At 71.4% G+C, this 21,172-nt stretch carries 17 protein-coding genes; 8 read left to right on the forward strand and 9 right to left on the reverse strand.

What is annotated here, in order from left to right:
- Window positions 1-70: 70 nt before the first annotated feature.
- Entirely contained in the window at window positions 71-817 is a 747-nt protein-coding gene (locus ACLJQZ_RS22675; protein ID WP_410621907.1) for a hypothetical protein, read from the forward strand.
- Here ACLJQZ_RS22675 and ACLJQZ_RS22680 read toward each other — a convergent pair.
- Window positions 796-1,527, reverse strand: a complete 732-nt coding sequence (locus ACLJQZ_RS22680) for an AfsR/SARP family transcriptional regulator (RefSeq protein ID WP_410621908.1) — start codon at window positions 1,525-1,527, stop codon at window positions 796-798. The genes ACLJQZ_RS22675 and ACLJQZ_RS22680 overlap by 22 nt on opposite strands.
- A 112-nt stretch (window positions 1,528-1,639) precedes the next feature.
- Here ACLJQZ_RS22680 and ACLJQZ_RS22685 point away from each other — a divergent pair, with 112 nt between their 5' ends.
- A complete protein-coding gene (locus ACLJQZ_RS22685) occupies window positions 1,640-2,347 on the forward strand; it encodes a PP2C family protein-serine/threonine phosphatase (protein ID WP_410621909.1) in 708 nt (235 codons plus the stop codon).
- A gap of 167 nt (window positions 2,348-2,514) precedes the next feature.
- Here the strand turns inward: ACLJQZ_RS22685 and ACLJQZ_RS22690 are convergent, their stop codons facing one another.
- Window positions 2,515-3,000, reverse strand: coding sequence for a DUF2127 domain-containing protein (locus ACLJQZ_RS22690; RefSeq protein WP_410621910.1), 486 nt, complete (start codon window positions 2,998-3,000; stop codon window positions 2,515-2,517).
- A 95-nt stretch (window positions 3,001-3,095) separates the two neighbouring features.
- Complete coding sequence (locus ACLJQZ_RS22695; RefSeq protein ID WP_410621911.1) at window positions 3,096-3,668, reverse strand: TetR/AcrR family transcriptional regulator; 573 nt, start codon at window positions 3,666-3,668, stop codon at window positions 3,096-3,098.
- A gap of 48 nt (window positions 3,669-3,716) precedes the next feature.
- Here ACLJQZ_RS22695 and ACLJQZ_RS22700 point away from each other — a divergent pair, with 48 nt between their 5' ends.
- Both ACLJQZ_RS22700 and ACLJQZ_RS22705 read left to right on the forward strand, forming a co-directional pair.
- Window positions 3,717-4,076: an MFS transporter gene (locus ACLJQZ_RS22700; protein ID WP_410621912.1), complete on the forward strand. Its 360-nt coding sequence runs from the start codon at window positions 3,717-3,719 to the stop codon at window positions 4,074-4,076.
- On the forward strand, window positions 4,073-5,104 hold the full coding sequence (locus ACLJQZ_RS22705) for an MFS transporter (protein ID WP_410621913.1): 1,032 nt from the start codon (window positions 4,073-4,075) through the stop codon (window positions 5,102-5,104). Before ACLJQZ_RS22700 ends, ACLJQZ_RS22705 begins: the two co-directional genes overlap by 4 nt.
- A gap of 62 nt (window positions 5,105-5,166) precedes the next feature.
- Here the strand turns inward: ACLJQZ_RS22705 and ACLJQZ_RS22710 are convergent, their stop codons facing one another.
- The gene (locus ACLJQZ_RS22710) at window positions 5,167-7,506 is read right to left on the reverse strand and encodes a GH92 family glycosyl hydrolase (RefSeq protein ID WP_410621914.1); all 2,340 of its coding nucleotides are present in this window, start codon (window positions 7,504-7,506) and stop codon (window positions 5,167-5,169) included.
- A gap of 450 nt (window positions 7,507-7,956) precedes the next feature.
- Between ACLJQZ_RS22710 and ACLJQZ_RS22715 the strand changes: the two genes are divergently transcribed.
- The gene (locus ACLJQZ_RS22715) at window positions 7,957-8,742 is read left to right on the forward strand and encodes a hypothetical protein (protein ID WP_410622073.1); all 786 of its coding nucleotides are present in this window, start codon (window positions 7,957-7,959) and stop codon (window positions 8,740-8,742) included.
- 115 nt (window positions 8,743-8,857) lie between these two features.
- On the opposite strand, the gene ACLJQZ_RS22720 is transcribed toward ACLJQZ_RS22715, so the two are convergent.
- The 4 genes from ACLJQZ_RS22720 to ACLJQZ_RS22735 all read right to left on the reverse strand — a co-directional run bounded on the left by ACLJQZ_RS22720 (window position 8,858) and on the right by ACLJQZ_RS22735 (window position 13,661).
- Complete coding sequence (locus ACLJQZ_RS22720; RefSeq protein ID WP_410621915.1) at window positions 8,858-10,315, reverse strand: amidohydrolase; 1,458 nt, start codon at window positions 10,313-10,315, stop codon at window positions 8,858-8,860.
- Window positions 10,316-10,549: 234 nt separating this feature from the next.
- Window positions 10,550-12,124 (reverse strand): ABC transporter permease, encoded by a 1,575-nt coding sequence (locus ACLJQZ_RS22725; protein WP_410621916.1) that lies wholly within the window; start codon window positions 12,122-12,124, stop codon window positions 10,550-10,552.
- Window positions 12,121-13,029: an ATP-binding cassette domain-containing protein gene (locus ACLJQZ_RS22730; RefSeq protein ID WP_410621917.1), complete on the reverse strand. Its 909-nt coding sequence runs from the start codon at window positions 13,027-13,029 to the stop codon at window positions 12,121-12,123. The genes ACLJQZ_RS22725 and ACLJQZ_RS22730 overlap by 4 nt, the downstream gene beginning before the upstream one ends.
- Window positions 13,030-13,031: 2 nt before the next feature.
- Window positions 13,032-13,661 (reverse strand): TetR/AcrR family transcriptional regulator, encoded by a 630-nt coding sequence (locus ACLJQZ_RS22735; protein ID WP_410621918.1) that lies wholly within the window; start codon window positions 13,659-13,661, stop codon window positions 13,032-13,034.
- Between the two features lie 236 nt (window positions 13,662-13,897).
- On the opposite strand from ACLJQZ_RS22735, the gene ACLJQZ_RS22740 reads away from it, so the two are divergent.
- Together ACLJQZ_RS22740 and ACLJQZ_RS22745 are read left to right on the forward strand one after the other, a co-directional pair.
- Window positions 13,898-17,134 carry a S8 family serine peptidase gene (locus tag ACLJQZ_RS22740; RefSeq protein WP_410621919.1) on the forward strand — a complete coding sequence of 1,079 codons (3,237 nt, stop codon included), beginning with the start codon at window positions 13,898-13,900 and terminating at the stop codon, window positions 17,132-17,134.
- Between the two features lie 184 nt (window positions 17,135-17,318).
- Entirely contained in the window at window positions 17,319-18,716 is a 1,398-nt protein-coding gene (locus tag ACLJQZ_RS22745; protein ID WP_410621920.1) for a discoidin domain-containing protein, read from the forward strand.
- Here the strand turns inward: ACLJQZ_RS22745 and ACLJQZ_RS22750 are convergent.
- On the reverse strand, window positions 18,704-19,867 hold the full coding sequence (locus tag ACLJQZ_RS22750) for an ROK family protein (protein ID WP_410621921.1): 1,164 nt from the start codon (window positions 19,865-19,867) through the stop codon (window positions 18,704-18,706). The two genes, ACLJQZ_RS22745 and ACLJQZ_RS22750, sit on opposite strands and share 13 nt — an antisense overlap.
- 98 nt (window positions 19,868-19,965) lie before the next feature.
- On the opposite strand from ACLJQZ_RS22750, the gene xylA reads away from it, so the two are divergent.
- Entirely contained in the window at window positions 19,966-21,114 is a 1,149-nt protein-coding gene (gene xylA / locus ACLJQZ_RS22755) for a xylose isomerase (protein ID WP_410621922.1), read from the forward strand.
- Window positions 21,115-21,172: the final 58 nt, after the last annotated feature.

Here is a 21,172-nt window from a genome sequence, read left to right on the forward strand (position 1 = left end):
ACAGAAAAAGTATAGAAACCCTCCGTACGGTGGCGGCGAGGGCGGCGGGGGTCGCCCACAGGGGGTAACCATGGATCGCCGGAGCCTGCTCAAAATCACCGCCGGGGCCGCCGTCGCCACGGCCGGGTCCGTCCTGCTGAGCGGGACGGCCGAAGCCGACACGAACGGATTGCCGCCCGTGCCCGGGATGCTGGGTGATCGGCGGGCCAACGAAGTCTGGTACCAGCTCGACGAAATCGCGCTGTACCACCCGGCGCCGGAAACCAGTGCCGCCTACACCGCGTTGTTCGGGTACCTCGGCCAGGAAAGCATCGCCGGCAGGTGGCTCGCCTTCAGCAAGGAACCCGCCTACCCGCGGAACTACCTCGAGTTCGTCAAGCCCGTCGAGGCGCCGCTGCGGACGCTGTCGAAGCTCCAGCTCGGGAACTTCGACCGCTTCTACCGCGGGGACGAAGCCGGCCTCATCAGAGCCTTCGCCGACTTCGGGCAGGGCGTGCTCTTCGACCCTCGACGCGAACCCGTCGAGTCCGAGGTGCACACCATGGACGGGAACCCGCCCTCCAGCTACCACTTCTGGCACGCGATCCAGCGCGCGCAGATGCTGCTCGGGATCGATCGGCAGCGGTGGACGCGGATCGATCCCGTGCTCGGCTTCGCCTGGGCCCTGCAGTCCGTCGCGAAACCCGACCACCGTCACGTCAACCCAAGGCTGCCCGCGGGGCAGGTCCGCGCCTTCGCCCGCTATTGGCTGCCGCGGGAGCCCGCGCAGCTCGACCGTGACTTCCAGTCCTCGCCCTATCCCTCCGGGCTGGGCTGAAGCACCCGCTCATAAGCCGCTCGCAACGCCAGGCCCGGCGTGATCCCCAGCTTTTCGTCGAGGACGCGCCGGCCCCGGTGGTACACCTCCACCGCGTCCGCCGACCGCCCGCTCGCGCACAGCGCGGCCATCAGCAACGCGAGCGCGCGCTCGCGCAGCGGGTGTTCGAGGACGAGTCCCGTCGCGTCGGGGACGGCTCGCAGGTGGTCGCCCAGCGCGATGTCGGCTTCGATACGGCCTTCCAGCGCGGCCAGCCGGAGTTCCTCGAACCGCGCCGCGGAGCCCGCGCGGAGCGATTCGGCGACGTCGGCGAGGACCGGACCGCGCCACAGGTCCAGCGCGGCGCGGAACAACCCGGCCGCGCGGGAAGCCGAGCCCGCCCGGAACGCCGCGGCCCCGGCCGACGCGAGCCGTTCGAACTCCTGCGCGTCGAGGGTGCCGCTCGGCTCCAGCAGGTAACCGCCACCCGTGCGGACGAGCCGGGCCGGTAACGCCCGCCGCAGCCGGGACGCGTACGTGCACAGCTGCGCGTCGACCGTCGAGGGCCGGACGCCGTCCCACACCAGGGAAATCAGCCGCTCGTCGGGCACCACCCGGCCGCGGGCCAGCAGCAACGCCGCCAGCAGCGTCCGCGGCTTGCGCCCGCCGAGCACGGCCGGGCGGCCGTCGGCGCGGCACACCACCAACGGGCCCAGAATCCGGAACTCCATCCCCCCACCCCGTTCCCACCGTACCGGGACTGACACCGGCGGCACAGGAAAGTCTCAGACCGCCCACAGGAACGGCGCGGATCATGGAGGTCAAAGGGATGAGGAGGCCGCGATGATCACCACCCGTCCGGGCTACCCGCGCTGGCACACCGCGAGTGCGCAGGGCCCCCGTTCGCACAACGCCGACGCCGTCGGTGCCTACGCCGCGGCCGGCGCGCCCGGCATCGTCTTCGCCCTCGCCGACGGCGTCGGGGACGACCCGGCCGCCGCCCAGGCCGCGCGCGTCGCCGCCGCGGCCGCCGCCCGCACGCCGGTCCACAAAGGACCGGTCGAAGCCGTTCTCGCCGCACAGCGGGCCGTCCGGGAGCGCAGCTACGGCGACGCCGTGCTCGTCGTCGCCGTGCCGGTCGCCGGCGGCTACCGCATCGCCTGGGTCGGCGACGCCCGCGCGTACGCCTGGGACGGCACGGCGCTGCGCCGCCTGACCACCGACCACACGCTCGCCGAGTACTTCCGCGCCCGCCGCCAGCCGGTGACGCCGCGGATGGAACACGTGGTCACCACCAGCGTCCGCACAACGAAACCGCACGAGATCGGCACGGCCGAGGTCACCGGCGGCGGGCTGCTGCTGACCAGTGACGGCGTCCACAAACCGCTCACCGGCAGCGCGATCCGCGCCGTTCTCGCGGATCCGGCGCACGGGGCCGCGGAACTCGTCGAGGCCGCGATCGCCCACGGCGGATCCGACAACGCGACCGCGCTCTACGTCGAAGCAGTGGAGGCCGACAGCACGACGGTGCGATTTCCCGTTGCCGCGTGAACCGGGCGCTGCCGGAGTGAGTCTGCTCGATGGGCTTCGTGATCCAGGTGGTTCCTGGCGGTGCGGGCGGGTCGCCCTCGTACCGGGGTTGTACTCGGGCGGGCCGCCCGTGCCGTCAGGGGCCACCTGGGCGCGAAGACCGCGAGCGTGACTCGCTCCGGTAGCGCCTAGCCAGCTCGTTCGCGCTTCAGCTGTCGGTATTCGCGCAGTACCAAGACGATGATGATGACGTCGAGGGCGGCGAAGAACGGCAGCGCGATCGAGTGGGTGTGGATCGCGCGCCAGACCTCGTAGACGACGAACGCGGCGAGGATCACCGCGGCGATCGGGTAGGCGGGCACGATCTTGCGCGCCAGCGCCCAGACCAGGCCGAGCTTGATCAGGCCGTGGGCCAGCAGGTAGGCGACGGCGAAGGTCTTGGTGTCGCCGTGCAGGAAGTTCTCGGTCGCCGATTCCAGGTGCCGCGCGAGGGTGCCCGACGGGTCACCGAGCAGGTCGCGGGTGATCACCGCGTGGGTGAACCCGCTGACGGTCGACGCCGGGATGAACGCGAGGATCAGCGCCCCGACGACCTGCAGGGCGCCGTCGAGCCCCTTGATCGCGATCGCGATCCGGAAGAACCGCTCGGTCGCCGTCGGCTTGGTTTCCGCCATGCCCCCCACCTCAGCACGAACGACGGATCCGCGCACGTGCAGGCGGCTTTCGTGCCGGGCTGTCCGGCCGGTCCGGTCCGTCCGGTGCCAGCCGATCAGCCGGCCGTCTCCGAGCGCACCACGTCCTCCACGAACGCGACCGCCGTCTTCATTCCCTCTTCGCCGAAGATCGGGCCGTTCGTGTACAGGCCGTCGATGATGAACATGACCCGGTCGGCCAGGCGGTCCGGCTCGGCCGCCGGCGTCGAGCGGGCCAGCTCCCGCAGCTGCGTCCGGACCCGCACGAAGTGGTCCAGCGAGACCTGGTGCGCCGGGTGCTCGCGCTCGGGGAACTCGGCGAAGGTGTTGCGCAGCGGGCAGCCGCGTGTGCCCGGGACGTTGACGCGGATCCCGACCTCGCGCACCAGCTCGACCAGCTGGCCCTCCGGGCCGTCGGCGGCGGCCTTCGCGTCCGCGACGATGTGCTCCCAGTCCCCGCTGCAGCGCCGCAGGTAGGCCACGACCAGCTCGTCCTTGCTCGCGAACTGGCTGTAGAGCAGGTTCTTGCCGCAGCTGCACTCGTCGATGATCTGCTGCATCCCGACCGCGTGCACCCCCTGCTGGTTGAACAGCCGGGTGGCGGTTTCGAGGATGCGCTCTCGGGCGTCCGGCGTGGGCATGCGCGGCATGCGCCCCATCGTACCGGACCGATCGGTCCGTCTCACTTGGGGGTTCCCTTGACCGTCACCACGTCTCCGGCCGCGGTCCACGACCGCATGACGCCCCGCGCCCGCGGCCTGCTCCTCGTCCTCTGCGGCGCGATGTTCCTCGACGCGCTCGACGTCTCGATGAAGGGCGTCGCGCTGCCGTCGATCGGCGCCGAGCTCGGTTTGACCACCGCCTCGCTGCAGTGGGTGGTCAGCGGTTACGTCCTCGGCTTCGGCGGTTTCCTGCTGCTCGGCGGGCGCGCCGCCGACCTGCTCGGACGCCGGCGGATGCTGATCGGCTCGCTGGTGGTGTTCGCCGTCGCGACCGCGCTCGGCGGCTTCGCCACCGATGGCCCGTTCTCATCGCCGCGCGGTTCGTCACCGGCGTGAGCGCCGCCTTCAGCGCCCCGGCCGGCTTCTCGATCATCACGACGAGCTTCACCGAGGGCCCGGTCCGCAACAAGGCGCTCTCGATCTACAGCGCGACCGGCGCGGCCGGCTTCTCGCTCGGGCTCGTCGCGGGCGGGCTGCTCACCGAGGTCAGCTGGCGGTGGGTGTTCCACGCGCCGGTGGTCGTCGCGCTCGCGACCCTGGCCGGCGCGCTGGCCGTGGTGCCGCGCGCACCGCGTCCCGCCCGGACCGGCGGCTTCGACGTCGCCGGCTCCGCGACCATCACGGCGGCGATGCTGCTCCTGGTGTTCACGCTCGTCGAGGCGCCGGACGCGGGCTGGGCGTCGGTGCGCACGCTCGGCTCGCTGGTCGCGGTCGTGGTGCTGCTGGCCGCGTTCGCCGTGATCGAACGGCGGGTTTCGGCGCCGCTGGTCCGGCTGGGCGCGCTGCGGTCGGGCGCGCTGGTGCGGGCCACCATCGGGGCGCTGTCGCTGCTGGGCGGCTGGGTGAGCGCGCTGTTCATCGTCACGCTCTACCTGCAGGACTTCCGTGGCTGGTCGGCGCTGGAGACCGGGCTCGCGGTGGCGCCGAGCGGCCTGGTCGTGGCGCTGCTCGCGCCGCGGATCGCCGCGCCGCTGGTCGGCCGGTTCGGCTCGGGGCGCGTCGCGCTGGCCGGCCTCACCTCGTCGGTGGCGGCGTACGCGCTCCTGCGGTTCCTGGACGCGACCAGCGGGTACGTGACGCTGATGCTGCCCGCGTTCCTGCTGGTCGGGCTGGCGTTCACGCTCACCTACGGCCCGCTGACGATGGCCGCGGCGGACAGCGTCCCGGCCGCGGACCAGGGCTTGGCGGGCGGGCTGGTGAACACGTCGTTCCAGGTCGGGCCGGCGGTGGCGCTGGGCGTGGTGTCGGCGGTGACCGCCACCGGCGCCGACCCCTTGAGCGGCCTGCAAGCCGCGCTGGTGGTCCCGCTGATCGTGGCCGCACTCGGCGTCGCCGCGATGCTCCCCTCCCTGCGCCGCGCCTGAAAGCCGTGAAGGCCTCCTTACCGGCCATAAGAGCCGGTAAGGAGGCCTTCACGGCTTTGGGATCACATCGCGGGCGGGGCGGACTTCGTACCCCACGCCGTCGGGGTGTCGCTCAGGGTGAAGCGGATCGTGCCCGCGCGGAGCAGGTCCTCGTGCGAGATCCAGCTGCGGTCGTAGCCGCGGTGTCCGATGTGGACGTCCGTTGTGTACTGGAGTTTCGACGCGCTCGCGCCGGGCGCCTCGATCTCCAGCTTGCGGCCGTGCTCCGGGTGGATCTCGACCTTCTCGAACATCGGCGTGCTGAGCAGGTACGTCCCGGAGCCGGGCTGGGCCTCGAAGACGCCCGTCATGCCGAAGACCAGCCACGACGAGATGGTGCCGAGGTCGTCGTTGCCCGGCATGCCGTACGGCGTGTCGGTGAAGAGCGTCCGCGCCGCGCGCAGGACGGCCGACGTCTTCCACGGCGCGCCCGTCCAGCTGTACATCCAGGGCGCGTGCAGGTCGGGTTCGTTGTTGGGGTTGAAGGCGAAGTTGTTGTGGTAGTCGTACGCGCCGTGGACCCAGGAGTCCTTGGCGGCCTTCGCCGGGTCGGTGAGCAGCAGCGGCGTGTCGAAGAACGTGTCGAGCCGCTTCTCCGCCTGCCCCGCGCCACCCATCAGGCCGAACAGCTTCGCGGTGTCCTGCTGGGCGAGCCACTGGTACTGCCACGGCGTGCCCTCGTGGAACCCGGTCGACTGGGCCGGGTCGGGGTCGCCGACGCCGGTGCCGTCCGCCGCGCGGGTGCGCGGGAAGCCGGTGAAGCCGTGGGACTCGACGCTGGTGTCCCAGAGCTTCGAGAAGTTGCCGCAGCGCGCGGACAGCGTCCTGGCCTTGTCGCGGTAGCCCAACCCGGACGCCATCGTGGACAGTGCGCAGTCGGCGAGGGCGTACTCGAGCGTCGCGGAGCCGGCCTGGCGGGTGTCGCCGAAGGTGTAACCGGGCACGTCCTGGTAGCCGATCCAGCCGTTCTTGACGTAGTTCGGGTTGCCGTCGCGGCCGCGGAAGATCGACTGGTCGGCCGGGACTTCGGTGGCGTTGCGCCACAAGGCGTCGAACAGCTGCCGGGCGGTGCGGTCGTCGAGGAGGCCGCGGCGGTAGTTGTCGACCACCCACGGCGTCACCGGGTCGCCGCTCATCACGTTCGTCTCGCCGCCGGCCAGCGCCCAGCGCGGCACCCAGCCGCCGTCCTGGTAGATCTTGAGGACGGACTTGGTCATGTCCGCGGCCTTGTCCGGGTGCAGCAGCGCGACGAGCTGGTTCTGCGAGCGGTAGGTGTCCCACAGCGAGAACATCTGGTAGTAGGTGTCCCGGCTGCGGTGCACGGCGTCGTCGAAGCCGCGGTAGGAACCGTCCACATCGGACCCGACGGACGGGTGCAGCAGCGACCGGTAGAGCGCGCTGTAGTAGGTGCGCTGGTCGGCGGGGGTCCCGCCGGCGACGCGCATTCGGTTCAGCTCGTCCGCCCAGGTGTCGTGCGCGGACTTGCGGGCCTTGTCGAACGACTTGGGCTGCTCGGTCTTCCGGTTCAGCCGGGCGCCGTCGACCGAGGTGTAGGAGACGCCGACGGACGCGCCGACCTGATTCTTGTCCGTGCCGAAATTCAGCCACGCACCGGCGCGCTGGCTGCCGAGGCTCGCGTCGCGCTGGTTCGGCGTGAGCTTGTTGTCGGTCCAGGTGCCGAAACTCGTGAACTTGCGATCGAACTTGGCGCTGAAGAAGACCTTGTAGCGTTCTTTCTGCGTCTCCCAGCAGAAGTTGCCGCCCTGCAGCCAGCCCTCGACGGTGTCGTCGCCGACGACGTGGACGTCACCGGCGTAGGTGTAGCCGTTGCTCTCGCCGACCTCGACGAGGACGTTCTCACTGGTGGCGCCGTCCGGGTAGGTGTAGCGGTGCTGGCCGGTCCGCTGGGTCGCGGACAGTTCCGCGTCGATGCCGTTGTCGAGCTTGACGCCGTAGTAGCCCGGCTGCCGGGTTTCGTTGGCGTGGCTGAACTTCGCGCCGTACTGCGCGGGGTCGCTGCTGGTGACGGCGCCGGTGGTCGGCATGAAGCGGAAGTTGCCCATGGTCTGGCAGCCGACGCCCGAAAGGTGGGTGTGGCTGAAGCCGAGGGTGGTGTCCTGCGCGTAGTCGTAGGACGCGTACTTCTTGAGCTGGGTGTCCGGGCTGAGCTGGACCATGCCGAACGGCGTCGTCGCGCCCGGGAAGGTGGTGCCGTCCCCGTTGTTGCCGATCGAGGTGTCGACGAGGGTGGTCGGGTCGTCGGCGAACTTCGGCCCGTGTGGTGCCGCCTGCGCGGGGGTCGCGAGGGCGACGGCGGTCACGCCGGCGAGCGTGACGGCCAGGACGCGCTTGCGCGCTCTCATCCGGTTCCTCCTGTGACAACGTTGTCAGACTGTGAGTGAATCCTTGACGCTGTCCACCGGACAGGTCAAGACCCACGAGCGACCTAAACGCCCCAATGTGGCGTTGGGTGCATCTGACGCACCGAACGCCACATTGGGTGCGTCCAGCGCACCCAACGCCACATTGGGGCGCTCGGGGCTGGAGCACCGCAACTGGACGCCGACAGCGAAGAGTGGCGCGAACGGACCGTTCGCAACGCTCTGAGCTGGAGTTTTGTCGGCAAGTGTGGTGATCCTGGAACTGTGAAGAGGGGAAACTGGGCACGGCATCCATTGGTTGTCGGCCACGCAGACAATCCGGACGTCGTACGCACAGCCGAGCTCGAGGAGATCGGCATGCCACGCAGCAGCGTGTACCGGCGCTGCCTGCCCGGCGGGCCGTGGCGAAGGCTCCTACCGGGGATCATCCTGTTGCATCCCACTGAGCCGTCGGCCGAGCAACGATTGCGGGCGGCACTCCTTCGAGGCGGTGCATCCGCCATGATCACCGGTATTTGGGCGCTGCGAAGACACGGGCTCCGGCAAATCCCGGAGCCCGACGACGTACACATCCTGATCCCGGACGAGCGCGAAATCACCAGCAGTGGCTTCGTCCTCGTCGAACGCACGACTCGCCTGCCTGACCCGCTCGAGCGAGACGGCGTGCCGATTGCGCCGATCCACCGGGCGGTGCTCGACGCATCGCGTCGAATCCGGAACTTCGACACCGTGCAAGCCATGCTCGCCGAGAGCGTTCAACGCAAGCGTTGCCCACCTGACCGGCTCGACAAGGAACTTCGCCTCGGCAGCCAACGAGGCTCGGCGATCCCCCGCCGTGCGCTGCAGGCGATCCTGCACGGCGCGGAATCGGTCGCGGAGGCCGATGCCTGGGAAATCTGGAAGCTCGCCGGGCTGCCGCCCGCCGAGTGGAACGTCCGGGTCTTCGACGAGCACGGCACCTTCGTCGCCAAGCCCGACGCATGGTGCGACGAAGTCGCCTTCGCCTGGGAGATCGACTCCCGCAAGTGGCACAGCGAATGGAACGACTATTCGAACACCCTCGATCGCAACGCTCGCTACGCCGCTGGCGGGATCGCCGTCCTTCAGACCCTGCCGATCCGACTGCGCACGGAGCCCGACCGGGTGATCGCCGAACTGCGCGCTGCCTACGCGGCGGCCCAGCGGCGCCCACGCCCTCCGCTCACCCGCCGTCCATAGCGCGAGAGTGGGCGCCCCAATGTGGCGTTGGGTGCGTCTGACGCACCCAACGCCACATTGGGTGCGCAGGACGCAACCAACGCCACATTGGGGCGTTTGGGAGCCGGGAGGCGCGTCAGGACTGGTGGGTGACGTGGCCGCCCAGGATCGTCGCCGTCACCGGGAGGCGGCGGAGATCCTGCGGTGACAGGGAAGCCGGGTCCGCCGCCGTCACCATCAGGTCCGCGACGTCGCCCACCGCGACGCCGCGGCGGCCGCCCGAGGCCGCCGCCAGGGCGTCGGCGAACGGGATCGACTGCTCCGGGTGCCACGGCGGGCGGTCGTCGTCGGTGCGGGAGATCGCCGACGCGATGCCGTCCCACGGGTCCAGCGGCGCGACCGGCGCGTCCGAGCCCAGCTCCAGCCGGGCGCCCGTTTCCAGCAGGGAGCGGTACGGGAACGCGCGCGCCGTCCGGCCGGTCCAGTGGCGGTCCGCGACGTCGCGGTCGTCCGGCTGGTGGGCCGGCTGGACCGCCGCGACGACGCCGAGGGCCGCGAACCGCGGGACGTCCGCGGGCGAGAGCAGCTGGGCGTGCTCGATCCGGCCCGGGCAGCCGACCTCCTCGAACGCGTCCAGGGCGATCGTGTTGGCCTGGTCGCCGATCGCGTGGACCGCCGGAAGCAGGCCGTGCCCGGACGCGCGGCGCATCAGCGGCACCAGCTCGGTCGGCGGGAGTTCCAGCAGCCCCAGCGAATCCCCGCCCGGGTAGGGGTCGTGGCAGTAGGCCGTGCGGGTGTTGAGCGAGCCGTCGACGAAGAGCTTGAACGGGCCGACCGTGAGGAGCCCGCCGGAGTCCGGGAGGACGTCGTCCGTGCGGTAGCCGCGCTCGATGGCCTGATCCAGCAGGTACCGCGCGATGACGCAGGAGACCCGCGCCGCCGGGGCGCCGCGTTCCAGCCGGCGCAGCCAGTCCGTGACGGTGTCGGCGTATTCGTAGTCGACGATCTGGGTGACCCCGCGCACGGCCGCCGCGCGCACGGCTTCGGCGACCCACCGGTCCTGGACGTCGACGGCGGCCGTGGGCAGCTCGGCCGTCGCGCTCATGCAGTCGTTCTCCAGCAGCACGCCCGTCGGGTGCTCGCGCCCGATCAGCTTCAGCGCCGCCGGGCTCAGCCACAGCGTGTGCAGGTCCGCGCTGAACAACGCCACCGCCCGCCCGGGCAGCGCGCGCTGCAGCAGCTCCTTGTGCGGCTTGTCCGGCCAGAGCGCGTCGCGGAAGCCCGCGCCCACGACCAGTTCCGCCGGCCGCGACGGCGTCGCCAGCAGGTGCGCCAGCAGCAGCTCGACCGTCTCCCCCGCCGACCGCGCGGCTTCGAGCGGGATGCGGCGGCGGAAGGTGGCCCACTGCACGACGTGGACGTGCGCGTCGACCAGGCCCGGCAGCAGCGTGCCGCCGTGGCCGTCGACGATCCGCGCCGCGAAACCGGCCGACCCGGGCTCGGTGATCGAGGCGACGCGGCCGTCGGTGACGCGCACGTCCGCGAGCTCGCCGCCGAGTCCCGGGCGCACGCGGCGCAGCAGAAGATCGTCCATGGCCCTACCTTGCCAGGCAGGTCACGTCCGGGTGAAGCACAGCGTGAGATGGGAAATTTCTGGGTATTGGCTACCGTTGAAAGAGATGGCAGCCGTCGCCCGCCGAAGGGTCAGGGCCGGTCCATGGGCGCCGCCTTCACAAGCCGCGCAGGGTTCGACTCCCTCGGTTGCCGCCGAAGTCCGTGAATGGCACATCGAGGGACTCTGAGTCCCTCGATGTGCCATTCACGGCGTTCAGCCCACGGGCATGTCGCGGCGGCGCAGTGCGGCCAGGCCGGCGACGCCCGCCACCGCGGCGATCAGCACCAGCCAGAGCAACGGGGTCACCGAGAACGTGCCACCCGGCAGCCGCGGCAGGTGCTGGAACGGTGAGATGCCGAGCACGGCGTCGTTCCACCGCAACGCCGAGCCGACCAGCGACAGCAACAGGAACGCGCCCAGCAGCCCCCACGCCGCCGCCGCGAAGCGCGGCAGGAACCCGATCAACGCCGCCGCGAGCCCGGCCAGGACCCACACCGCGGGCAGCTGCGCCAGGGCCGCGGGGATCAGCCGCGCGCCGTCACCGTAGGCCAGGCCGGTCGCCAGCCCCGTGACCGCCAGCACGAACGCCGACCCCAGCAGCGCGAACACCAGGTGCGCCGCCGCCCAGCCGAGCCGGCCGACCGCCGTGGCCAGCACCGGTTCCGCCCGGCCGGCCGCCTCCTCGGCGCGCAGCTTCAGTGTCGCCTGCACCGCGTAGCCCGCCGCCGCGAGGCCGAACAACGTCATCGTCCCGGCCAGGTACGCGTCCATCACCGCGCCCCCGCCGCCGAGCCGCTCGAAGACGTCGGCGACGGCTTTGTTGTCCCGCACCATGTCCGAGACGTTCTGCGCGACCCCGCCCATCAGCAGCCCGACCAGCGCCAGGCACACGGTCCAGACCAGCAGCGTCCCGCGCTGCAGCCGCCAGGCCAGCGCCAGCGGCGAGCGCAACGACGCCTTCGCCGCGGGACGCCCGAGCCGCGCGGGCAGCAGCGCCGCGCCGAGGTCCCGCCGGGCCGACAGCCCGGCCGCGGCAACCACCAGCAGGCCCGTGGAAACCACGCCCAGCAGCAGCACCCACCACCGCTCCCCCGCGAACGGGCGCAGCCGGTGCGCCCAGCCGATCGGCGACAGCCAGGCGAGCCAGCTCGCCGACCCGCCGGTCGTCTCGCTGCTGTCGCCGGCGGCGCGCAGCAGGAACGCCAGCACCAGCAGGCCGATCCCGATGCCGCGGGCGCCGCTCGCGCCCCAGGTGAGCTGCGCGGTGACCGCGCCGACGGCGGCGAACACCCAGCCCGTCATGGTGAAACCGAGCCCCAGCACCAGCGCTCCGGCCACCGGGACGCCCTGCGCGGACACGCCGAGCGCGACCAGCAGGCCGTACACGAGGCACGCACCGCACGCCGCGATCACGGCGGCGACGAGCCCGGCGTGGCGGCCGACGACGGTCGCGCCGGTCAGCTCCCGGCGTCCGGCCTCCTCCTCGGTCCGGGTGTGCCGGACGACGGTGAGCAGCGCGATCAGCCCGACGACCACCGGGATGAACCCGCACTGCCAGGCCAGCAGCTCGCCGAGGTCCGGGCCGTACAACGGGCCGTTGCGGACGGCGAACGTCGCGCTCGTGACGTTCAGGTCGTAGAAGTGCTGCCGCGCCGCGGCGTCCGGGTACGCGGCCTTGATCGACGACAGGTAACCCAGCGGCGCGACCGTCAGCACGACGATCCACACCGGCATGAGGAACCGGTCGCGGCGCAGCACCAGCCGCAGCAGCGACCAGGTGCCGGTCATCGCGCCGCTCCGACCGGCTCGTCGTGCTGGTAGTGGCGCAGGAACAGTTCCTCGAGCGTCGGCGGGCGGCTCACCAGGTTGCGCAGCCCGGCGTCGGCGAGGTGCCGCATCACACTGTCCAATGCGGACTGGTCGACCGACAGGTGGACGTGCGAGCCGTACGTGCTCAGGTCGTGGATCCCGGGCAGCGACGCCAGCTCCGCCGGGACGCGCTCGAGCGAGGCGTCGATGGTGATCCGGCCCAGGTGCCGCAGCTCGTCGAGCGAGCCGGACTCGACGGTCCGGCCGGCGCGGATGATCGTGACGCGGTCGCACAGCGCCTCGACCTCCGAGAGGATGTGCGAGGACAGCAGCACGGTCCGGTCGCCGCGGTCGCGCTCTTCCTCGACGACCTGGCGGAAGACCTCTTCCATCAGCGGGTCGAGCCCGGACGTCGGCTCGTCGAGCACCAGCAGCTCGACGTCGGACGCCAGCGCGGCGACCAGCGCGACCTTCTGCCGGTTGCCCTTCGAGTACGTCCGGCCCTTCTTGCGCGGGTCGAGGTCGAAGCGCTCGACGAGCGCGTCCCGGCGCCCGGCGTCGAGGCCGCCGCGCAGCCGGCCGAGCAGGTCGATGACCTCGCCGCCGGTGAGGTTGGGCCAGAGCGTGACGTCGCCGGGCACGTACGCGAGCCGCCGGTGCAGCTCGGTGGCGTCGCTCCAGGGGTCGCCGCCGAGCAGGGTGGCCCGGCCGCCGTCGGCCCGCATCAGCCCCAGCAGGACGCGGATCGTGGTGGTCTTGCCGGCGCCGTTGGGTCCGAGGAACCCGTGCACCTCGCCGGTGTGGACGGTCAGGTCGAGCCCGTCGAGGGCCCGTGTCCGGCCGAACGCCTTGGTGAGGCCGGCGGCGGTGATCGCTTCGGCCATCGTCATTCCTTCCGGGAGTTCTTGGCCAGCGCTTCGCGGGCCTTCTCGAGCAGTTCGGGGGTGGCGAGCGGATGGGTGAAGATGTGGCCGGCGGCGGCCATCGTGCGGAGCATCGCCTCGGGGGTGCCGGGCTCCTCGCCGAGCGCCCGCGCGATGTGGTCCTGCAGGATCATCAGCCCGCCGGTCATGGCGGTGAGCGCGGCGGCGGCGGCCCGCGGATCGGGCATGTCGAGCCCGGAGTCGACGAAGTACTGCTCGGTCCCGTCGACGACCTCGCGGAACTGCTCGGCGGCGGCGTCGGAGCCGTCGATCATGCCGCGGCCCACATAGCGGCGGTAGAGCAGCTGACGGGCGTCGAACGTCGGGATGAACCCCGGGTTCGCGTGGCCCTTCTCCAGCGCCTCCTCCTTGAACCGCATCAGCTCGGCGAAGACGTGGGTGTCGCAGGCCTTGCGCAGGCCGTCCTTGGAGCCGAAGTGGTGCCTGATCAGCCCCCCGGAAACGCCCGCGGCCTGGGCGATGTCGAGGATCGACGTCTTCTCGGCGCCTTGCTCGGTGAACAGCCTGATGGCGGCGTCGCGGATGCGGGCGCGCGCGGTGAGGTCCTCGAAGGCGGAACCACTCTCGGTCATGGAACGGCCTATCTCTCGACGCAGCTTGCTACACGTGAACATAGCCTCTTATACGTACATATAGTAAGGTGGGCACATCACGCCGCGACGTCGCATCCGGTTGCCCCCTAACCGGTGATCCCGTTAGGCCATTCGGCCCGCAACCAATTGCGGGTAATGGGCTAAGTGTCTTATTGCTGCGGATCATCCCGCGATGTGTACTGCTCGCAAGCATCTCTTCACGAAGGGCTCACGCAGTGACACAGCTCAGATCCAGCTGGAGACGGCGGGCCGGGATCACCGTCCTCGCCACCGCTCTCGGCGCCTCCGTCCTCGGCATCGCCGTTCCGGTGGCGTCCGCCCAGCAGGCCCCGCTCACCGCCGGGGCCGCCGACGGCAGCAAGGCCCTCGACGAGCACGACCGCACGCTCGTCGCCGAAGCCGAGAAAGCCGGCAAGCCCGACGTGACCCTGCTGGTCGCGGCCGAGAAGGGCCAGACCGGCGCCGCCGTCACCGAGCTCAAGGCCCTCGGCGGGGTCGTCCAGTCCACCGACAGCAAGCTCGACTACGTCAAGGTGAGCATCCCGACCGGCAACGCCGGCAAGGCCGCGAAGCTGAAGTCGGTCAGCGCCGTCGACGTCGACGGGCTCATCGTGCGCGACGACCCGAAGCCCGACGGCACGATGACCCCGCTGCCGCAGCCGGCGCCGGGGAAGAACACGCCGCGCGTGAACCCCTACCTCCCGACCGGTGACACCTACGCCGCGCAGTTCGGCCAGGTCCTGCCCAACTGGGACGGCAAGGACACCACGGTCGCGGTGCTGGACTCCGGCGTCGACCTCGACACCCCCGCGCTGGCGAAGACCAGCCACGGCGAGCGCAAGATCGTCGACTGGTACAACGCCAACGCCACCAACTCCGGTGACGGCACCTGGGTCGCGCAGTCGACCCAGACCTACACCGGCGCGTTCACCGCGAACGGCAAGAGCTGGACGGCCCCGGCCACCGGCGGCCCGTACACGTTCGGCTCGTTCAGCGAGACCGCGGGCGACCTCGGTGCCGCCGACAGCGAGACCGGCGGTGACATCAACCGCGACGGCGACCGCGCCGACTCCTGGGGCGTGCTGCTCGACCCGGCGACCAAGCAGGTCCGCGTCGACCTCAACGGCAACGGTGACTTCACCGACGAGAAGCCGATGACCGACTACAAGACCAACTACGACGTCGGCTTCTTCGGCACCGACAACCCGGCGACCGACATCGCCGAGCGGATGGCCTTCGTCGTCCAGACCGACAAGCCGGGCTTCGTCGGCATCGGCATCGCCGGCGCCGAGCACGGCTCGCACGTCGCGGGCATCGCCACCGGCAATGACCTGTTCGGCGGCAAGATGGACGGCGCGGCCCCGGGCGCGAAGGTCCTGGCCGTCAAGGTCTGCCTCACCGGCGCGGCCTGCACCTCCAGCGGCCTGATCGACGGCGTCGTCTACGCGGCCAGCCACGGCGCGGACGTCATCAACATCTCGATCGGCGGCCTGCCCTCGCTCAACGACGGCAACAACGCCCGCGCGGAGCTCTACAACCGCACGATCGCCGAGTACAACGTCCAGATCTTCATCTCGGCCGGCAACAGCGGCGCCGGGGCGAACACCGTCGGCGACCCGTCGGTGGCCACGGACGCGATCTCGGTCGGTTCGTACATCACCAAGGAGACCTGGCTCGCGGACTACGGTTCGAAGACCCAGGCGCCCGAGTCGATGCACCCGTTCTCCTCGCGCGGCCCGCGTGAAGACGGCGGCTTCAAGCCGGACATCGTCGCGCCCGGCGCGGCGATCTCGACCACCCCGCGCTGGGAGGCGCCGGGCCCGGTGGCCGGCACGTACAGCCTGCCCGCCGGCTACGCCATGCTGCAGGGCACGTCGATGGCCTCGCCCCAGGCGACCGGTGCGGCCGCCCTGCTGGTGAGCGCGTACAAGGCGACGCACAACGGGCAGCGGCCGCCGGTCGCGGCCCTGCGTTCGGCGATCAAGTCGACCGCGCGGTTCGTGCCGGGCATCGACGCCTACGCCCAGGGCGCGGGCCTGTTCAACGTCCCGGCCGCGTTCGTCGCGCTGTCGCTCAACCCGAAGCCGGACGCCGTCTCGACGTCGGTCGAGGTGCACACCGTGCAGTCGAACCTGCTGGCGACGCCGAACACCGGTGTTGGCATCCACGACCGCGAGGGCGTGACCACGGGCCAGGCCTACACCCGCACGTACACGATCACGCGGACGTCGGGTTCGGCGAACCCGGTGCTCTACTTCGCGCGGTGGATCGGCAACGACGGCACGTTCTCCTCGACGGGCACCGTCGCGGTGCCGCTGAACAAGCCGGTGACCTTCCAGGTCAAGGTGAACCCGAAGAACAGCGGCGCGCACTCGGCCCTGCTCTACCTGGACAACCCGCTGACCATCGGCATCGACGTGCAGACCCTCAACACGGTCTTCGCGCCGCAGGAGTTCGTGACCGCCAAGGGTTACCAGGTCGACGTCTCCGGCAAGATCGCCCGCAACCAGGCGACCAGCTACTTCGTGAAGGTGCCCCAGGGCGCCAGCGCGCTGAAGGTGGACCTGGACGCCGGCGCCGGCGCCCCGGGCAAGGGCCAGGTGCGGTTCCTGCGCTACGACCCGACCGGCGTGCCGGCCGAGGCGAGCACGGCGACCACCGCCTGCTACCTGCCCGACGCGGGTGCGGGCTGCGCCGGCGGCACGCCGACCAGCCGGACGTTCGCCAACCCGCAGCCGGGGGTCTGGGAGATCGTCGTCGAAGCGCGCCGGACGTCCGATGTGGACAGTGCGGCGTACAAGCTGAGCGCTTCGGTGCTCGGCACGACGATCACGCCGAACCCGGACACGATCGCGGCCGCCACGCTGAACACGCCGATCGCGCGGTCCTACACCGTGACGAACACCCTCGGCGCGTTCACTGGGCACCTGCTCGGCGCCACGCTGGGCAGCGCGAAGGTGGCGCGGCCCACGATCGCCGAAGGCGCGCAGGCGCAGTACCAGATCGCGGTGACGCCGGGCTCGACGTCGCTGACGGCCACGATCGGGAAGACGTCCGACGTGGGCGCCGACCTGGACCTGGTGCTGTACAACTGCACCACCGGCACCTGCGTGGTGGCGGGCCAGAGCGCGGACGGTGACTCCGAGGAGTCGGTGACCATCGCCAACCCGGCGGCGGGCACCTGGGTCGCGCTGGTCGACGGCTACGCGGTGCCGACCGGCACCACCGAGTACGACTACGTCGACGTGTTCACCAACCCGGCGTTCGGTTCGGTCGCCCTGACCGACCCGGTCGCGGCGCACGCCTCGGGCAGCACGTGGACGGTGCCGGCGACGGTCACCGCCACCGCCGCCCCGGCGGCCGGGCGCGTCCTGCGCGGTCAGCTGACCGTGCAGACCGACACCGGTGTCACGGTCGGCAGCTCGCTGGTGCAGATCAACGCCGTGAGCTAGTTCCGTCCCGCTCAACGGAAACCGCCCCGGGTTCGCCCGGGGCGGTTTTCGCTTTCCGAGCAGCGTTCCGGGTGGTTCCGGGTGGGTTTCCGACGCAAGTTTGCGTATGTCGGTGGAAGTGTTGCGGGATTTCGCGTGGCGTCCGTATGGTCTGGAACACCCCGAATCCCCCGAGAGGGTCCCCATGCGACGGATTTCGACGCTGTTCGCCGCACTTCTCCTGCTGGCGGCCACTTTGCCGGGAGCCGCGCACGCCGCGGCGCTCTCCACCCGGACCCACTTGTTCTACTACCCCTGGTACGGCAACAGCGGCGGCGCCTACCGCCACTGGGACCAAGGCGGGCACACGCCGCCCGCCGACATCGGCGCGAACTTCTACCCCTCGCTCGGCCCGTACGACTCCGGCGACTTCGCGGGCGCGGTCGAGCAGCACATGCGGTGGATCGAGCAGTCCGGCGCCGGGGTGATCGTCTACAGCTGGTGGGGTCAGGGGTCCTATGAGGACGGTCTGGCCGCCGGCGTGCTCGAAGCCGCGGCCCGGCACGGGATCGAGGTCGCCTGGCACCTGGAGCCCTACAGCGGTCGGACGGCTTCGTCCACTGTGGCCGATATCGGGTACCTGACCAGCCGGTACGGTGCGAGCCCGGCGTTCTACCGCGAGGGCGGCCGCGGCGCGTTCTACGTCTTCGAGAGCCTGCGGATCACCGACTGGACGGCGCTGGACCAGGTGCGCTCGTCGGCGATCGTGCTGGCGCAGACGACGGACACGAGCAAGGTCGCGCACTTCGGCGGGATGTACACCTACGACGCGATCGCCGGGGCGACGGCGCCGGGGTGGCGCGAGGCGAGCGCCTACTGCGACGCGAACGGCCTGGTGTGGGCGCCGTCGGTCGGCCCGGGGTACAACGACGACCGCGCGGTGCCGGGCAACACGACACCCACGCTCGCGCGCGACAACGGCGCCACCTACGACCGCGAATGGCAGAACGCGCTTTCCTCGAACGCCGACTGGGTCTCGGTGACGTCGTTCAACGAGTGGCACGAGGGCTCGATCATCGAGCCGGCCCGCTCGTCACCGCCGTCACCGGCCTACGAGACGTTCGCGGGTGCTTACGGGACGTCGGGTGCCGCGTCGGAAACCGCTTACCTGGACCGGACGCGCTACTGGGCCGCCCAGCTCGGCGGCACCACCCCACCGCCGGCTTCGACGAATCTCGCGCTGGGCAAAGCGGTCTCGACGACTGGTTCGCAGGGCGGGTTCCCGCTGGGCAACGCGGTGGACGGAAACGCGTCGAGCTACTGGGAGAGCACGAACAACGCGTTCCCGCAGACCCTGACGGTGGACCTCGGCCCGGCGGCCACGGCCGGGCGGCTGGTGCTGAAGCTGCCGCCCGCGTGGGGTCGTCGCACGCAGACGATCGCGGTGAACGGCGGCACGCCGGCGGGGTACGTGTTCGACCCGACGACCGGCAACAGCGTGACCCTCACGATTCCGGCGCAGCGGTACCTGAAGCTCACCTTCAGCGGCAACACCGGCTGGCCCGCCGGGCAACTGTCCGAAGTGGAGGCTTACGCCTCCTGAGCCCGCACCAGGAACGGCGCCGGGTCGGCGAGCACGCGGTGCACGACCCGGCCCGCCGCGCCGAGTGTCGCGGCGTCGCCGCCCAGGCGTGACGCCGTGAGCACCGGCGGCGCGCCGCGGAGGCCGCCGAGCCGGGTGGCCAGGACGTCGGCCACCGGCTCGGCCAGCCACGGGTACAGCGGCGTGAAGACGCCGCCGAGCACGATGCGGTCGAGGTCGAGCAGGTTCACCGCCGACGTCAGCGCGACGCCGAGGGCGCGGCCGGCGGCGTCACACGCGGCCAGGGCGGCGCGGTCGCCGCGGTCGAGTGCGGCCAGGAGCGCGGCCACCGTCGGGGTGTTTCCGGCCGCCAGCAACGCTTCCTGGCCGGCGTAGGTTTCCAGGCAGCCGTTGCCGCCGCAGCGGCAGTCCGGGCCGCCCGGCGTCACGACGACGTGGCCCAGCTCGCCGGCCAGCCCGCGGGACCCAGCGAACAGCTCGCCGTCGACGACCAGGCCGGCGCCGATGCCGACCTCGCCGGAGACGTAGAGGAAGTCGCGTTCGCCGTCGCCGTACCAGAGCTCGCCGAGGGCGGCGAGGTTCGCTTCGTTGTCCAGCTCGACCGGGACGGGCAGCCGCAGCAGGTCGGCCGCGCGGACGTCCTGCCAGCCGAGGTTGGGCGCGCTGAACAGCACGCCGGCGCCGACCGGGCCGGACACCGCGAGCACCGCGCCCGCGAGGTCGAGCCCGAGGCGGCGCGCTTCGGTGATCGCCTCCTCGGCGAGCGCCTGCAGCTCGGCCAGGACCTTCTTGGGCCGGGAGCCGCGGTTGTCGCGGTCGCGGCGGGCGGCGAACCGGACGGCGCCGGTGAGATCGAGCACACGCACGGCGAGGTAGTCGACGTTGATCTCCAGGCCGAGGGACGCGATCCGGGCGCCGCTGAGCACGACGTCCACGCCCGGCCGGCCCCGCTCACCCACGCGGGCGGGTCCGGTCTCGGCCAGCAAACCGGCGTCCACCAGGTCGCCGACGAGCTTGCTCACCGTGGACTTCGTCAGCCCGGTCAGCTCGGCGAGGGCGGCCCGGGTCAGCGGACCGCCGCGGCTGACCGCGCCCAGCACGACCTCGAGGTTGCGGGCGCGCATGGAGTCGTGCCGCACGGCCTGGGTCATCGTGTCCCTCCTGCCGAGCACTCTATCCGGGCTCTTGACGCCCGGGACCCCGCGGCGCACTATTTAGTCTACAACGTGAACTAAATGAAGGGACAGTCATGGACGACTACGCCCCCCAGGCGGCCGACAAGTTCACCTTCGGCCTCTGGACCGTGGGCTGGCCGGCGAACGACCCGTTCGGGGTCGCCACGCGGCCGGCGCTGGACCCGGTGGAGAGCGTGCACCGGCTGGCGGAGCTGGGCGCCTACGGGGTGACGTTCCACGACGACGACCTGCTGGCCACCGAACCCGACCGCGACAAGGCGATCGAGCGGTTCCGCAAGGCGCTCGCCGAGACCGGGCTCAAGGTGCCGATGGCCACGACGAACCTGTTCACCCACCCGGTGTTCAAGGACGGCGGCCTGACCAGCAACGACCGCGACGTCCGCCGCTACGCGCTGCGCAAGGTGCGGCGCAACATCGACCTGGCGGCCGAGCTGGGCGCGCAGACCTACGTCGTCTGGGGTGGCCGCGAGGGCGCCGAGTCCGACGGCGCGAAGGACGTCCGCGCGGCCCTGGACCGGTACAAGGAGGGCCTCGACGCACTCGCGGAGTACGTCGTCGAGAAGGGCTATTCGCTGCGGTTCGCGCTGGAGCCCAAGCCCAACGAGCCGCGCGGCGACATCCTGCTGCCGACGATTGGGCACGCGCTCGGCTTCATCTCGCAGCTGGAGCGCTCGGAGATGTTCGGGCTCAACCCGGAGGTCGGGCACGAGCAGATGGCCGGGCTGAACTTCGTGCACGGCATCTCGCAGGCGCTGTGGCAGGGCAAGCTGTTCCACATCGACCTGAACGGCCAGCACGGCCCGAAGTTCGACCAGGACCTGATCTTCGGCCACGGCGACGTGAAGAGCGCGTTCTTCCTCGTCGACCTGCTGGAGAACGGCGGCTACGACGGCCCGCGCCACTTCGACTACAAGCCGCTGCGCACCGAGGACACCGAGGACGTCTGGATCTCCGCGGCCGCGAACATGCGGACGTACCTGATCCTGAAGGAGAAGTCCCGCAAGTTCCGCGCGGACCCGGAAGTCGTGGAAGCCCTGGCGGCGTCCCGCGTCCCGGAGCTGTCGACCCCGACGCTGGCCCCGGGCGAGTCCCTGGACGACCTGCAGAAGGACGACTTCGACGTCGAGGCGGCCGCGACCCGCGGCTACCACTTCACGCACCTGAACCAGCTGGCGCTGGAGCACCTCCTCGGCGTGCGCTAAAAGCCGTGAATGGCACATTGAGGGACTCTGAGTCCCTCAATGTGCCATTCACGGACCT

This window comes from Amycolatopsis sp. cmx-8-4 (assembly GCF_046548675.1).
Lineage (GTDB): Bacteria > Actinomycetota > Actinomycetes > Mycobacteriales > Pseudonocardiaceae > Amycolatopsis.